Below are 14,513 nucleotides of genomic sequence, written 5' to 3'. Positions count from 1 at the left end.
CGAAAGCCGGCATTTTACGCTGGCTGACGCTCGACCGGCAGCCTGCCGCCTTCCCTATGTGAACATCATTGGTTTCGCGTTCAAGGCAAAGCCGCCGCGATCGTCACCGAACGCTCAGCCAGCCGCGCACGCAAGGCACGCAGAAAATCCAATGCGTGCGGATTGTCACCGTGTACGCAGATCGAATCCGCCCGTAACGGCAGCCAGGAACCATCGTTCGCAATCACGCCGCCGCGCTCGATCAGGCTCAATACCTGTGCGAGCGCTTCTTCGTCGTCCAGCACTGCGCCGGGCTGATCTCGCGGCACCAAGCGACCGTCTGCTGAGTAAGCGCGATCGGCAAATGCTTCGGAAATGGTGGCGAGCCCGGCACGCTCGCCAGCGGCGATCAGCTCGCTGCCCGCCAAGCCCATCAAGGCCAGGCCACGGTCGATTTCGTGCACGGTGTTGGCAATCAGATCAGCCAGCGCCGGGTCACGCGCGGCTTCGTTGTAGAGCGCGCCATGCGGTTTGACGTAGGCAAACGACTCATCGGCCTCGAAGCAGACGGCTTTCAATGACCACAGCTGAGCGGTGATCTCGATCGCCAGTCTGGATGGGCTCATTTCGATATGGCGACGACCGAAGCCTTCGCGATCCGGATAGCTCGGGTGAGCGCCAATCCGCACGCCGTGGGCTCTGGCGAGCGCCACGGTCGCACGCATGGTATCGACATCGCCGGCGTGGCTGCCGCAGGCGACATTGGCCGAGGTGATCAGCGGCATCAGCGCGACATCGAACGGAAAGCCTTCGCCTAAATCGGCGTTGAGATCGATGCGCGCGCTCATGCTGTCCTTTTCGTACATGTGGAACTTCGAAGCCACCAACAAACCCCCGTGCCACTGACGAGCGAAGCGAGGCTCCCTCGCGGCGGCGAGGGCGGGGGGAGTGGAATCGACCAAGGAGCGCCGGCGTTTCCACATCCCAATAGGTAAGAACCCGGCTTGGCCGGGTTCCTGACGCAGGTTATCCACAACAATAGGCAACCGGGTAAATGCAGGCGCTTAGCCGAAGCGGCGTTGCCGCATCCACTTGGTGGCAATCCACTTCTCGCCCTTGGTGACGGGCTTGCCGCCGTGCAAGGTCAGCGGATCGACCTGATCGAGGCTGTTGTAATACTCGAAATACACCGCCGAGCCCTTCTTCGGCGCCACGGTCATGCCGATTTCCGGAAAGACCGTTTCGCCGCCCTCTTCCACGTCATTCAGATACATCACCATGGTGGAAACACGTTGGCCGCCATTGGCGAGGTGACGCTTGCTGCCGGGATCGGTGGGCGGGAAGTAGTCGAAGTGCGGCTTGTATTCGCCGCTGGTCTGGTAATTGAGAATCTGGATGCCCTCGCCGTTTTCGACTGGACAGTGCATCACAGCGGAAATCCGCGCGTCGAGCTTGGCGATGAAGTCGTTCTCGTTCAGGGCGAAGAACGTGCCGTGGCTGGTGCGGTCGGCAATCAGTGCATCGCTGCCGGTGGTCGGATCGACCACCATCGAGCGCTCCAGCTTGTGGCGCGACAGCTCGATCAGCTCATCGCACTCCTCGTGGCTCAATACGCCATCGAACACGATGATGTAGGGCTTCTCGATCCGGGCTGCGACACGCACCTCGCGATCCCCCAGCAGGAACGCGTTGCCGACGGCAGGCACGCGCGGGGTTTCATAGGTGTAACCGGTCGATGCCGTCCGCTGGGTAGCGGTGGGTGCACCGGCTTGCGGCCGATCGACAACCGGCTGCTGGCCCGACGTGGTCAGGTGAAACACGATTGCATTGGCGAACATCGGATCGAAATTCTGGCTGACCATGATTTCGATCAACGACTGCGGCGTACAACCACGGCCCAGGTTGTCCTGGATCCAGTGCTGCCATTCAGGCGTAAGTTGGGTGACTTGACTCATTAAGGACTCCATCCTCGTTGGCGAACGCGTCACGCTGCAATGGTTTGCGGCGAGCGCGGCTCGGAAGCACATTGGCTTCGGTTTTATTTGTAAGGTGCATTGTCAATCCGCACGAAGGCAAAGTCATCTGCTTTTGATTCCGCGCTGCAGCATCCGGACCTGATCGACAAGCTATTTATTATGGCAAGGTGTTTGCGCAGCGCAATAAAAGTAGCCGCCAAATCCAGCGCCATCGCGGCATGGCAACAGTATTGCCACTGCGGCAGCCGCCAAGCGGGGCAAGGCTGGCAAATCGGCTGTGCTAGAATCCGGTCTTTGTTTACACCCGCTCCAGAAGCACCTCCAATGGAACTCTCCGCGCTTACCGCCCTCTCCCCGCTCGACGGTCGTTATGAAAAGCAAGTCGCTGATCTGCGCCCGCATTTTTCCGAATATGCCTTGGTCAAGAACCGCGTCACTGTCGAAGTGGCATGGCTCAAGGCACTCGCTTCCGATCCGGCCATCGAGGAAATCAAGCCGTTCTCGGCCGCCACGATTGCCGAACTGGATCGCGTCGTCGCCCACTTCAGCCCGGAGCACGCGCTGGAAGTCAAAACCATCGAGCGCACGACCAACCATGACGTGAAGGCGGTCGAGTACTGGATGAAGGAACGCTTGTCGGGCAATGCCGAAGTCTCCGCCGCATCTGAATTCATCCACTTCGCTTGCACCAGCGAAGACATCAACAACCTCTCCCATGCCTTGATGCTCAAGGGCGCGCGCGATCAGGCGCTGCTGCCGAAGGTGCGCGAAATCGTCGCCAAGTTCAAAGCGCTGGCGCACGAACTGGCGGATGCGCCAATGATGAGCCGCACCCACGGTCAACCGGCCACGCCGACGACCATGGGCAAGGAAATGGCCAACGTCGCTTACCGGCTGGAGCGCCAGCTGGCCCGTCTGGAACAGGTCGAGCTGCTGGGCAAGATCAACGGCGCGGTCGGCAACTACAACGCTCACCTGTCCGCCTACCCGGACTTTGATTGGGAAGGCTTCTGCCGCCGCTTCGTGGAAAGCCTCGGCATCGGCTTCAATCCGTATACGATCCAGATCGAGCCGCACGATTACATGAGCGAGTTTTACGACACGTTCGCGCGCCTCAACACCATCCTGATCGACGCCAACCGCGACATCTGGGGCTATATCTCGCTGGGCTTCTTCAAGCAGAAGGTCAACAAGAACGAAGTCGGTTCGTCGACCATGCCGCACAAGGTCAACCCGATCGATTTCGAGAACTCCGAAGGCAATCTGGGCCTGGCCAACGCACTGCTCACGCACCTGTCGCAAAAACTGCCGATCAGCCGTTGGCAGCGCGACCTGACCGATTCGACCGTATTGCGCAATATGGGTGTCGGCCTGGGTTACGCGCAGCTCGGCTATGCATCGGCGCTCAAGGGCCTGAACAAGCTGGAAGTAAACCGCCAGGCAATGCTGGATGACCTGAACAACAACTGGGAAGTCCTGGCCGAGCCGATCCAGACCGTGATGCGTCGTTACGCCGTGCCCAATCCGTACGAACAATTGAAAGAGCTGACCCGTGGCCAGCGTGGTATCACCCGCGAAACACTGGCGGTGTTCATCGACGGCTTGGCAATTCCGGATCACGAAAAAGCGCGACTGAAAGAGATGACGCCCTGGACGTATCTGGGCAAGGCTGAAGAGCTCGCCAAGCGGATCTAAGAAACAACGGGTCACGATCTCTTCTCTTGCCGGCAGGCTTCCTCCCGCCCACTTGTGGGAGAGGGACTGGGGGAGAGGGTAGTGCCAAGGACAACGTCCTTTTATGCACCCTCTCCCTAACCCTCTCCCACAAGTGGGCGAGGGGACAAAAGATCGCAAATAGGTTCTAAGCTCAGTTTGATTTGATAGCACATCGGATAGACCGGCCGGGCTTTGCCCGGCTTGGTGCATTGTGAACAAGGGGTTTTTCAGCGTGAAACGCAAAGTATTGATCGCCGCATCCGCGAGTGTGGTTGTGTTGGTCGCCGGTTACGTCGGTGGTGCGTATTTCGCCGGCCAGGCGGCCGAGACCACGCTGCAGAAACAGCATGAGTGGCTCGCCAGCCTGCCCTACTTCATCGTCAAGGATCGCAGCTACCAGCGCGGCTGGTTCAGCTCGACCGAGACCACCACGCTGCAGCTCAACCCGGCGTTCTACTGCTTCGCGCTGGAAAAGGAAGGCGCGCCGCTACCCAAGTTCGAAGTCACCTATACCCAACGCATCACCCACGGCCCGCTCCCCTTGCTGACGCACTTCAACCTGCATCCGTACAAGGCCGTGGTCAGCACCGATTTCGTGTTCGCACCGGAAACGCAGAAGCTGCTCAGCTCCTTCTTCGGCGAGCAAAAACCGATCACGCTGGAAAACCGCATCGGCTTCTCTGACGACGGCGTGATGCAAATCACGATGCCGAGCTTCGAACATGAAGAAGCACTGTCCGGCATCAAGGCCAAGTGGCAAGGGTTGAGCGCCACCGTCGATTACGGCGGTGACTTCAATCGCGTGAAATTCGATGCCAGCGTGCCTGGTCTGGATGTCCGCCTCAAAGATGGCAAGGGCATCTCGTTCTCGCAACTGATCGTCACATCGAACCATCAGCGCGGTAAATCGGGCCTGATGCTGGGCGCCAACGCGGTGAAGCTCGGCAGTCTCAAGGTTGATCTGCCAGCAGGCTTGCTCACCTATCTGCCGCAAGGACTGAACGCCCAGGTCGATGGCCCGCGCTACCAAGGTTCAGTCACCGAAAACGGCGAATTGATCGACGGCACCGCCCGCTTCAACATCGACAAGATCACCTTATCGGGCAAGCCGTATGGCCCGGCCGAGCTGATCACCAGCGCGCGCCACCTGCACGGCCCGACACTCGCCAAACTGGGCGACGCGTTTACTGCCCTGCAAAAGCAAGCCACGACCTGCAATGACTACCCAACGCAAGTCGCCAAGCTCGCCCGCGAACAAGGTATGCCGCTGCTCACGCATGATCCGCAGCTGGCGATCGAAAAACTGGAAGTGAAGCTGCCAGACGGTGCAATTCGCTTCAACGGCAAGGTCGGCCTCAAGGGCTTCCAGCCGGGCGATCTGGACAAACCGGTCGAGTTCGTGAAGAAACTCAACGCCAATGCCGACTTTGTCGTGCCGCGCAAAGTCGTGGAAACGGTGATCGCCTGGCAAGCCACCCGGATGTTCGGCGGTGCTGATTCCGGCATCTCGCAGGCTGATCTGGACTACCTCGCCGGTCAGTTCGTCGAAGGCCAGATCAACCGTCTGGCGAATCAGAAGTTGATCCGGGTCGAAGGCGACATGCTGGCCGCCACGGCAGACCTGAAGGAAGGTGCATTCACGCTCAACGGCGCACGCGTGCCGATGCCGTGGGAGCAACCGGCCAAGGTCGAAAACAGCAAGCCAGAAGCCAAGCAAGCCGGCAAATAAGCCTGCGCTTTACCAAGGAAAAGGGGGCACACTGCCCCCTTTTCTTTTGCACTACCTTGCATCATTCGGTCGCACCAAAAGGCGTTTCATTGCACCAAAACATCCGCTTTAAACGCCCTTGTACCATCCGGCCTAGATTGACAGTGTCATTACCGCTCTGAATGATCTATACGATCATTACTCGTTTCCGGATCTGTCCATGCGTATCGGCGTCGTTACCGATTCCTGTTGTGACCTGCCACGCGACTTCCTCGACCGGCATCACATCGACATCCTGCCTATCACCATCCGTGATGATGGCAACACCTTTATCGACCGGCGCGACCCTGTAGCCACGCGGCAGTTTTATGCCCAGCTTGGTGGAGACAGCGAATACATTTCCGAGCCCTTCAGCGTCGAAGCAATCCGCCAGCGTTTTCTCGATCAGCTGGTCGTCGACTTCGACTATGTGTTCTGCCTGACGGTCATGAGTTCGCGCAGCAAGATCTTTGAAAACGCGTCCTTGGCAGCACGCGCCATCCTGACTGATTACCGGCCGATTCGCGAAGCCGCCGGCCATTCCCGCCCATTCAGCCTGCGCGTGTTCGATAGCAACAACCTGTTTCCCGGCCAGGGCCTGATCGTGGCCGAAGTCGCCCGGCTGGCCGCCGAAGGTGCTTCGTCATCGGTGATCATTGCCACCATCGAGAAACTCACCCAGACCACGCAGGCGTTCCTGATCCCGGCCGATCTCGCCCAGTTGCGCAATCAGGCCCGGCGCAAGGGCGACAAGAGCGTCGGATTTGCTTCTTATCTGCTGGGCAGCGCGCTCGACATCAAGCCCATCATCCGCGGCTTCCAAGGCACGACCGAGCCAATCGGCCGCGTTCGCGGCTTTGAAGCCGGCGTGCAAAAGCTGTTCGATACGGCGCTGGATGAGCTGAACAAAGGGCTGCTGGCACCGACAATCTGCATCAGCTACGGCGGCGATCCAAAAGTGGTTGAGGCGATGCCGGGTTATGCGGCGCTCAAACAAGCGGCCACTGCCCGCCGCGTGCAGGTTTACCTATGCGAAATGAGCACCACGGCAGCGGTCAATATTGGCGTGGGTGGGCTAGCGCTGGCGTTTGCTTCTGAGCGTGAAGTACGGTTCGACTAAGGGTTCGACTAAACATCTGCCTCGCACCAATTCAAAACGCCCCAGAACGGGGCGTTTTGTTACCAGCCACATGCGAGCGGCAATTACATGATGATGCCACCACCGAGACAGACGTCGCCGTCGTAAAGCACCATCGACTGCCCGGGCGTCACGGCCCATTGCGGCTCATCGAAAGTCAGTTCCACGCCACCGTCGATATACGCCAGCGTGCACGCGGCATCTTGCTGACGGTAGCGCGTCTTGGCGGTGTAACGCCCCTCTGCCGGCTGCTCGCCGAGTATCCATGAGCAATCCTTGGCAATCAGCGTGGGTTTGAGCAGCAGCGGGTGATCGTGCCCTTGCACCACGATCAACTCATTCGCGGCCATATCCTTGCCCGCTACGAACCACGGCAAGCCCTCGCCGCCAATGCCAAGCCCTTGGCGCTGGCCGATGGTGTAATACATCAAGCCCATGTGCTCGCCCATCACCCGCCCTTCCGGCGTGATCATCTTGCCGGGCACTTTCGGCAGATACCGGTTCAGGAACTCACGGAACGGCCGCTCGCCGATGAAACAGATGCCGGTGCTGTCTTTCTTCTTGGCGTTCGGCAGTCCGATCTGCTCGGCGATCTCGCGCACCTGGCTTTTCAGTAACCCGCCCAACGGAAACACCGCTTGGCTCACCTGCTGTTGCGACAGGCGATACAGAAAATAGGTTTGGTCTTTGCTTTGGTCTGCGGCACGAATCAACTCGGTGCGGCCGTCCGCACGAACACGGTTACTGGCGTAATGACCAGTCGCCATCTTCACGCCACCCAGCTCAATGGCGTAGTCAAGGAAGCACTTGAACTTGATTTCGCTATTGCACAGGATGTCCGGGTTCGGCGTGCGGCCGGCTGAATATTCGGCCAGGAAGTACGAGAACACGCGGTCCTTGTATTGAGCAGCGAAATTGACCAGTTCGATGTCGATATCCAGCAAATCAGCGACCGCAATCGCATCCATGCTGTCTTCCTTGATCGAACAGTATTCGTCGTTGTTGTCGTCTTCCCAGTTCTGCATGAAGACGCCGTGCACTTCGAAACCCTGCGCTTTCAGCAAGTGCGCGGTCACGCTGGAATCCACGCCACCAGAGAGGCCAACAACGATCTTGTCACGCGTGCTGGCGGTCATGCTGATTCCCCACGTGCAGCGACATCAAAATCGCGCAGCAGTTCTAACGGATAACGTTTGCCGGCGAGGTAGTCATCAACACAAGCCAGCAACAACGGGCTGCGATGCTCCGCCGCGCGGGTGACGATTTCATCGCGGTTGAGCCATACGGCGGCCTCGATCCCATTATCGAGCTCACGCCCGGCTTCCACGCCCGTGATTTCGCCAGTGAAGGCAAAACGCAGATAGGTCAGCTCCGGCTTCTCCGGCGGGCTCCACTGATAGATACCAACCAATGCCGTCGGTTTGAAGCTGTGCGCGGTTTCTTCAAGCGTTTCGCGCACGCAGGCTGCGATGATCGATTCGCCGTGTTCGACATGGCCTGCGGGCTGATTGAGTTTCTTCTGGCCGAGAATCCGCTCCTCGACCAACAAGAAACGGCCGTCGCGCTCAACGACTGCGGCAACGGTCGCATTAGGTTTCCACATAAGGCAAGAACTTGAATGAACTAGAGAATATAAGGAAGCAATTTTACCCGAGCATCCCGCCCATGACTGCGAAATACCGGCATGCCAATAAAAAAACGGGGAGCGAGTTACCCGATTTTTAATATGTCTTGGCTCCGTGAGCTTACATTTCTACTGACGACTTGCTAAAGACATCTTCGCTGCAATTTGATTGCAAACCACGTCACCGTGTCTTGTTCGGACCACGTCGCCCTCGCTGCTTGGGGCGCTCCGGGTTCTGTGGGCTCGGCGTGGTCTGTCGCGGCATCACCACGCGCTCTTCTCGCCACTGCCCTGGCGGCAGCCCGTCCAATGTCCAATCGCCAATTGCTGCGCGCACCAAACGCAAGGTCGGAAAGCCCACCTTCGCCGTCATCCGCCGCACTTGTCGGTTTTTGCCCTCGGCAATGATGACCTCCAGCCACGTGGTCGGAATCGCGGCCCGAAAGCGCACCGGTGGATCACGTGGCCACAGGTTCTCCGGCTCATCGATCACGCGCACTTTTGCGGGCTGAGTCGTGAAGTCGCCCAAATTGACCCCTAAGCGTAAAGGGGCCAAATCGGCGTCGGTCGGCGCGCCTTCCACTTGTACCCAATAGGTCTTGGGCAGCTTGTGTTTCGGGTCGGCAATGCGCGACTGCAAGGCGCCGGAGTCGGTCAGCAGCAGCAGCCCTTCCGAGTCAGTATCCAGCCGGCCAGCCGGGTAGACATCCTTCACCGCGACATAGTCGGTAAGGCATTGATGCGGCGGGCTGGGCGAGAACTGGCAGATCACGCCGTAAGGTTTATTGAGCAAAATCAGTTTGGCCATGGCTGGATTGTACCTGCCCGCATATCAGGCATGGCTTGGCACGAAGTGCCGCTTCACGCGATAATCCCGGCTTTCCTCTTTTGCTAGCGCCATCAAGGCGTTGTCTCCTCAACCACCGCAGGGAAACACCATGAGCCACATCCAAGTTCCGCAGGGCGGCACCAAGATCGTCCCGAACCTCGCCACGCCAGACAATCCCATCATTCCGTTCATCGAAGGCGATGGCATCGGTGTCGACATTACCCCGGTGATGAAGGATGTGGTCGATGCAGCCGTAGCCAAGTGTTATGGCGGCGCGCGCAAGATCCACTGGATGGAAATCTACTGCGGCGAGAAAGCTGCTCGCGTGTACGGCAATGACAGCTACCTGCCGGAAGAAACCCTGGCCGCGCTGAAAGAATACGTCGTTTCGATCAAAGGCCCGCTGGCTACGCCGGTTGGCGGCGGTATCCGTTCGCTGAACGTGGCTCTGCGCCAACAGCTCGACCTGTACGTCTGCCTGCGCCCGGTACGTTATTTCGACGGCGTGCCGTCGCCGGTGAAGCGCCCGGACCTGATCGACATGACGATCTTCCGTGAGAACACCGAAGACATCTACGCCGGTATCGAGTGGGATGCGCAATCCGAAGGCGCCAAGAAAGTCATCGACTTCCTGCAAACCGAAATGGGTGTGAAGAAGATCCGCTTCCCGGAATCGTCCAGCATCGGCATCAAGCCGGTGAGCAAGGAAGGTACCGAGCGCCTGGTGCGCAAGGCGATCCAGTACGCGATCGACAACAACCGCAAGAGCGTTACCCTGGTTCACAAGGGCAACATCATGAAGTTCACCGAAGGCATGTTCCGCACTTGGGGCTATGAGCTGGCCAAGAAGGAATTCGGTGGCGTCGAGATCGACGGTGGCCCGTGGCTGCAACTGCCGAACGGCATCGTGATCAAGGACGTGATCGCTGATGCGTTCCTGCAGCAGATCCTGCTGCGCCCGGCCGAATACGATGTGATCGCTACCCTGAACCTGAATGGCGATTACATCTCCGACGCGCTGGCTGCAGAAGTTGGCGGTATCGGTATCGCTCCGGGTGCCAACCTGTCCGACAACATCGCTTGCTTCGAAGCCACCCACGGCACGGCACCGAAGTATGCTGGCCAAGACAAGGTGAACCCGGGTTCGTTGCTGCTGTCCGCCGAAATGATGCTGCGTCACCTGGGCTGGAAAGAAGCGGCCGACCTGATCATCGCAGCAATGGAAAAAACCATTCAGGCCAAGATCGTGACGTACGACTTTGCCCGTCTGATGGAAGGCGCAGAAGAAGTGTCTTGCTCGGCCTTCGGCAAGGCGATCATCGCCCGGATGTAATCGTTACATCCGTCGAGCACTTCGGTCGACATTGTAAAAAGCCCCGCAATTGCGGGGCTTTTTCTTGGCCGCATGGCACGAGAAAACTGCAGAAATAAAAAAACCCCGCGTGAACGCGGGGTTTTCCGAACACCAAAGCAGCGATTAAGCAGCTTGGATGTTGGCAGCTTGCTTGCCCTTCGGGCCTTGCGCAACTTCGAACGAAACGCGCTGGCCTTCTTTCAGGGTCTTGAAGCCCGGCATGTTGATCGCAGAGAAGTGTGCGAAGATATCTTCACCGCCTTCGTCCGGAGTGATGAAGCCGAAGCCCTTGGAATCATTGAACCATTTAACAGTACCCGTTGCCATTTGGGGTCTTTCTCCAGATATAACGTTAGTGCATGTCCCGGAATGGGACGACCGGTTTGATACCAAGACCTGCGCAACGGGGTAACCGGTACTGCATGAAACTTGCTTATCAAACGCGATCACGTTGTACGCGAGTTTTCATGCAAAGGTCAAGTCAGCTGGGTAAAAAATACAACATACGTTTAACCCCCGGTAAGCTTGAAAAGCCCACCGGTCGGGCCAAAATGAGAAGCAGAGGTGAACGGAACAGCATGGCAATACAGCATCAACTCGATCCCGAACTAGCGGGACAAGAAACCCGGGTCGGGCCACCGCCGCTCTATACAGTGTTACTGTTGAACGACGACTACACCCCCATGGAATTCGTGGTCGTGGTTCTGCAGCAGTTTTTTGCGATGGCGCATGAACAAGCGACCGTTGTCATGCTCAAAGTTCATACAGAAGGTCGCGGCGTATGTGGGGTATATCCCAAAGACATCGCTGCAACTAAGGTGGATGAAGTGAACCGCTTTGCCCGCCAACATCAGCACCCGCTCCAATGCATCATGGAGGTACAAGAATGATCGCCCAGGAACTTGAACACAGCCTCCATATGGCGTTCATGGAGGCTCGGCAGAAGCGCCACGAATACATCACCGTGGAGCACCTCCTCCTTGCGCTACTCGATAATCCTTCCGCGGCCGAGGTGCTTCGTGCATGCGGCGCAAACATGGAAGAGCTGCGCCGCGTGCTTGGTGATTTCGTCACCGAGCACACACCGGTCGTCTCCGGCAGCGGCGAAGTCGAGACTCAACCCACCATTGGATTCCAGCGCGTGATTCAGCGCGCGATCCTGCATGTGCAATCGTCCGGCAAGAAGGAAGTTACCGGTGCGAACGTGCTTGTCGCCATCTTTGGCGAGAAGGACAGCCACGCCGTCTATTTCCTGCATCAGCAAGGCATCAGCCGGCTCGACGTCGTCAACTTCATTGCCCACGGCATCGCCAAGCAAAGCGGCAACAACGCCAGCAACAGCGCCCCCCGCCCTGAGCAGAACGAAGAGCACGACAGCGAAGTCACGCCGGGCGGCGCGCTGGAGAACTTTACCCAGAACCTGAATCAGCTCGCTCTCGCCGGCCGGATCGATCCGTTAATCGGTCGTGAGCCCGAGCTGGAACGCGTGGTGCAGATCCTGTGCCGTCGGCGCAAGAACAACCCGCTGCTGGTTGGTGAAGCTGGTGTTGGCAAAACCGCCATCGCGGAAGGCCTCGCACGGCGCATCGTCGAAGGCGAAGTGCCGGACATTCTGGCCGATGCCACCGTCTATTCCCTCGACATGGGTGCATTGCTTGCCGGCACCAAGTATCGCGGTGATTTCGAGCAACGCCTGAAAGCAGTCATCAAGCAGCTGACCGATGAGCGCAACGCCATCCTGTTCATTGACGAGATTCATACCCTCGTCGGCGCAGGCGCGGCCTCGGGCGGCACGCTGGATGCTTCCAACCTCTTGAAGCCTGCCCTGTCCAACGGCACGCTCAAGTGCATTGGCGCGACGACGTACACCGAGTACCGCGGCATCTTCGAGAAAGACAACGCCTTGTCACGTCGCTTCCAAAAGATCGACGTAACGGAGCCGACGGTCGAGCAAACCATCGAGATCCTCAAGGGCTTGAAGGACAAGTTCGAAAGCCATCATGGCGTGAAGTACACGTTGTCCGCCCTCGCGACGGCAGCAGAGCTCTCGGCCAAATACATCAACGACCGTCATCTGCCCGATAAGGCGATTGATGTGATCGATGAGGCCGGTGCGGCGCAGAAAATCCTGCCGCGTTCGAAGCAGAAGAAAACGATCAACAAGCACGAGATCGAAGAGATCGTGGCCAAGATCGCGCGGATTCCGCCGAAGAACGTCTCGAACGACGACAAGAGCGCGCTCAAGACACTGGATCGCGATCTGAAGAATGTCGTGTTTGGTCAGGACAAGGCCATCGAAGCGCTCTCGACGTCCATCAAGATGGCGCGGGCCGGCTTGGGCAATCCGCAAAAGCCAATCGGTGCCTTCCTGTTCAGCGGCCCGACCGGCGTCGGCAAGACAGAAGTCGCGAGACAACTGGCATACACGCTGGGCATCGAACTGATTCGCTTCGATATGTCCGAATACATGGAACGGCATGCGGTCAGCCGGCTGATCGGCGCGCCACCGGGCTACGTCGGATTCGAGCAGGGCGGCCTGATGACGGAAGCGATCAATAAGCATCCGTATGCGGTGTTGCTGCTGGATGAGATCGAAAAGGCACATCCGGATATCTTCAATGTCCTGCTACAGGTGATGGATCACGGCACGTTGACTGACAATAACGGTCGCAAGGCAGATTTCCGCAATGTGATCATCGTCATGACGACCAACGCGGGTGCTGAGTCACTGAACAAACCAGTGCTGGGCTTTACGGCCAAGAAGGAAGCCGGTGACGAGATGCAGGAAATCAAGCGTCTATTCACACCGGAATTCCGCAACCGGCTGGATGCGACGATCCCGTTCGCGCCACTGACGCACGAGATCATCCTGAAAGTGGTCGACAAGTTCCTGCTGCAACTGGAACTGCAACTACAAGAGAAGAAGGTGGATACCCACTTTACGCAGGCGTTGAAGGACATGCTTGCCGACAAGGGGTTCGATCCACTGATGGGCGCACGGCCGATGGCTCGATTGATTCAGGACACGATCCGCAAGGCACTGGCCGACGAACTGTTGTTCGGTCGACTGACGCATGGCGGCGAAGTGACCATCGATATCGATGCCGACGGCAAGGTGACGTTGCAGCTGGACGACGCAGAAGTCGCAGCCGAACCAGCCTGATCCTCTTCAAGTTCGTACCCACCAAAAACAAACCCCGCCGTAAAAAGCGGGGTTTGTTTTTTCGTCTCAAGCGCAATCAGCTCTTGAACTTGCTCGCCAGCGTTTCCAACACGCTCGGCGTCGCCAGCGAGAGGACTTGCGACGGTGTCGGCACCGGGAATCCAGCCTCAGCCAGTGCTTCCTTGATCACTTTGTTGGTGTCGAAATACACCTGCCAGTAGTGATCGTTGTGGCAATAGGGACGCACTGCCAACACAGGGCCCACTAGGTTGAATTCGAGGATTTCCACATCCACGGCTGGTGCGGCCAGCACGTTTGGAATCGCAGCCACTTTCTCCTTGAGCAAGGCAATCGCGGCACGGTGATCAGCGCTACCCGCCAGCTGTGCTTTGAGGTCAACACGGCGGAATGGATTCAGGCTGTAGTTCTGGATCGTGTCGGAGAAAATCTTGTTGTTGCCGATGAGTGTCACGACATTGTCCGGTGTATTCAGCGCCGTCGCGAACAAGCCGATTTCCTTGACCGTGCCGGTGATGCCGCCAGCGGTGACAAAATCACCGACCTTGAACGGGCGCAAGACAATGATGAATGCCCCGGCAGCAAAGTTCGCCAACAACCCCGACCAAGCCATACCGATAGCGATACCACCCGCAGCAATCAACGCCGCGAAGGTCGTCGTCTGAATGCCGAAATAGCCCAGGATGCCAATCACCAGCAGGATATTCAGCGTAACCGTGATCACCGATCCTACATAGCGCAGTACCGTCGGATCGACCTTCTGCTTCTCCAACGAGCCCTGCACCATGCGCACCGCCATGTGGATCAGCCAACGGCCCACCACCCAAAATGCGATTGCAGCCAGAATCTTGATGCCAAAATCAGTGGCATATTGCAGAACGAGATCCTGATACTTGCTTGCGGTACTCACGGTCGTCTCGACCAAATTGTTTGCCATGGGGCACTCCTTGTAGCTTGAAGAAGAAACAG

13 protein-coding genes are annotated in these 14,513 nt (G+C 58.2%); 6 read left to right on the top strand and 7 right to left on the bottom strand.

Features of this window, described 5'->3' with window-relative positions:
- Nucleotides 1–80 precede the first annotated feature (80 nt).
- Entirely contained in the window at nt 81–827 is a 747-nt protein-coding gene (locus tag BR41_RS03580; protein ID WP_035053648.1) for a 5-oxoprolinase subunit PxpA, read from the bottom strand.
- 216 nt (nt 828–1,043) lie between these two features.
- The gene (locus BR41_RS03575; protein ID WP_035052942.1) at nt 1,044–1,934 is read right to left on the bottom strand and encodes a 2OG-Fe(II) oxygenase; all 891 of its coding nucleotides are present in this window, start codon (nt 1,932–1,934) and stop codon (nt 1,044–1,046) included.
- A gap of 345 nt (nt 1,935–2,279) precedes the next feature.
- Here BR41_RS03575 and purB point away from each other — a divergent pair, with 345 nt between their 5' ends.
- The 3 genes from purB to BR41_RS03560 all read left to right on the top strand — a co-directional run bounded on the left by purB (nt 2,280) and on the right by BR41_RS03560 (nt 6,538).
- Nucleotides 2,280–3,650, top strand: coding sequence for an adenylosuccinate lyase (gene purB, locus BR41_RS03570; RefSeq protein ID WP_035052939.1), 1,371 nt, complete (start codon nt 2,280–2,282; stop codon nt 3,648–3,650).
- A gap of 253 nt (nt 3,651–3,903) precedes the next feature.
- Complete coding sequence (locus BR41_RS03565) at nt 3,904–5,400, top strand: YdgA family protein (protein WP_169741245.1); 1,497 nt, start codon at nt 3,904–3,906, stop codon at nt 5,398–5,400.
- A gap of 199 nt (nt 5,401–5,599) precedes the next feature.
- Complete coding sequence (locus BR41_RS03560; protein WP_035052935.1) at nt 5,600–6,538, top strand: DegV family protein; 939 nt, start codon at nt 5,600–5,602, stop codon at nt 6,536–6,538.
- 83 nt (nt 6,539–6,621) lie between these two features.
- On the opposite strand, the gene mnmA is transcribed toward BR41_RS03560, so the two are convergent.
- From mnmA to BR41_RS03545, 3 genes are all read right to left on the bottom strand, one after another.
- On the bottom strand, nt 6,622–7,692 hold the full coding sequence (gene mnmA / locus BR41_RS03555; protein ID WP_035052934.1) for a tRNA 2-thiouridine(34) synthase MnmA: 1,071 nt from the start codon (nt 7,690–7,692) through the stop codon (nt 6,622–6,624).
- The gene (locus BR41_RS03550) at nt 7,689–8,159 is read right to left on the bottom strand and encodes an NUDIX hydrolase (RefSeq protein WP_035052932.1); all 471 of its coding nucleotides are present in this window, start codon (nt 8,157–8,159) and stop codon (nt 7,689–7,691) included. The genes mnmA and BR41_RS03550 overlap by 4 nt, the downstream gene beginning before the upstream one ends.
- Before the next feature lie 202 nt (nt 8,160–8,361).
- Nucleotides 8,362–8,988, bottom strand: a complete 627-nt coding sequence (locus BR41_RS03545; RefSeq protein ID WP_035052930.1) for a pseudouridine synthase — start codon at nt 8,986–8,988, stop codon at nt 8,362–8,364.
- Nucleotides 8,989–9,118: 130 nt separating this feature from the next.
- On the opposite strand from BR41_RS03545, the gene icd reads away from it, so the two are divergent.
- On the top strand, nt 9,119–10,342 hold the full coding sequence (gene icd, locus BR41_RS03540) for an NADP-dependent isocitrate dehydrogenase (RefSeq protein ID WP_035052927.1): 1,224 nt from the start codon (nt 9,119–9,121) through the stop codon (nt 10,340–10,342).
- A gap of 144 nt (nt 10,343–10,486) precedes the next feature.
- Here icd and BR41_RS03535 read toward each other — a convergent pair whose 3' ends face one another.
- Nucleotides 10,487–10,690: a cold-shock protein gene (locus BR41_RS03535; RefSeq protein WP_035052925.1), complete on the bottom strand. Its 204-nt coding sequence runs from the start codon at nt 10,688–10,690 to the stop codon at nt 10,487–10,489.
- Nucleotides 10,691–10,941: 251 nt separating this feature from the next.
- Between BR41_RS03535 and clpS the strand changes: the two genes are divergently transcribed.
- Nucleotides 10,942–11,253 (top strand): ATP-dependent Clp protease adapter ClpS, encoded by a 312-nt coding sequence (gene clpS, locus BR41_RS03530; RefSeq protein WP_035052924.1) that lies wholly within the window; start codon nt 10,942–10,944, stop codon nt 11,251–11,253.
- Nucleotides 11,250–13,526 (top strand): ATP-dependent Clp protease ATP-binding subunit ClpA, encoded by a 2,277-nt coding sequence (gene clpA, locus BR41_RS03525; RefSeq protein ID WP_035052921.1) that lies wholly within the window; start codon nt 11,250–11,252, stop codon nt 13,524–13,526. Before clpS ends, clpA begins: the two co-directional genes overlap by 4 nt.
- Nucleotides 13,527–13,602: 76 nt before the next feature.
- On the opposite strand, the gene BR41_RS03520 is transcribed toward clpA, so the two are convergent.
- Nucleotides 13,603–14,481 (bottom strand): mechanosensitive ion channel family protein, encoded by an 879-nt coding sequence (locus BR41_RS03520; protein ID WP_035052918.1) that lies wholly within the window; start codon nt 14,479–14,481, stop codon nt 13,603–13,605.
- Nucleotides 14,482–14,513 lie beyond the last annotated feature (32 nt).

This window comes from Andreprevotia chitinilytica DSM 18519, assembly GCF_000711875.1.
GTDB classification, from domain to species: Bacteria; Pseudomonadota; Gammaproteobacteria; order Burkholderiales; family Chitinibacteraceae; genus Andreprevotia; species Andreprevotia chitinilytica.
Note: the sequence above shows the minus strand (reverse complement) of the source record. Positions and strands in the feature narration are given on the sequence as shown.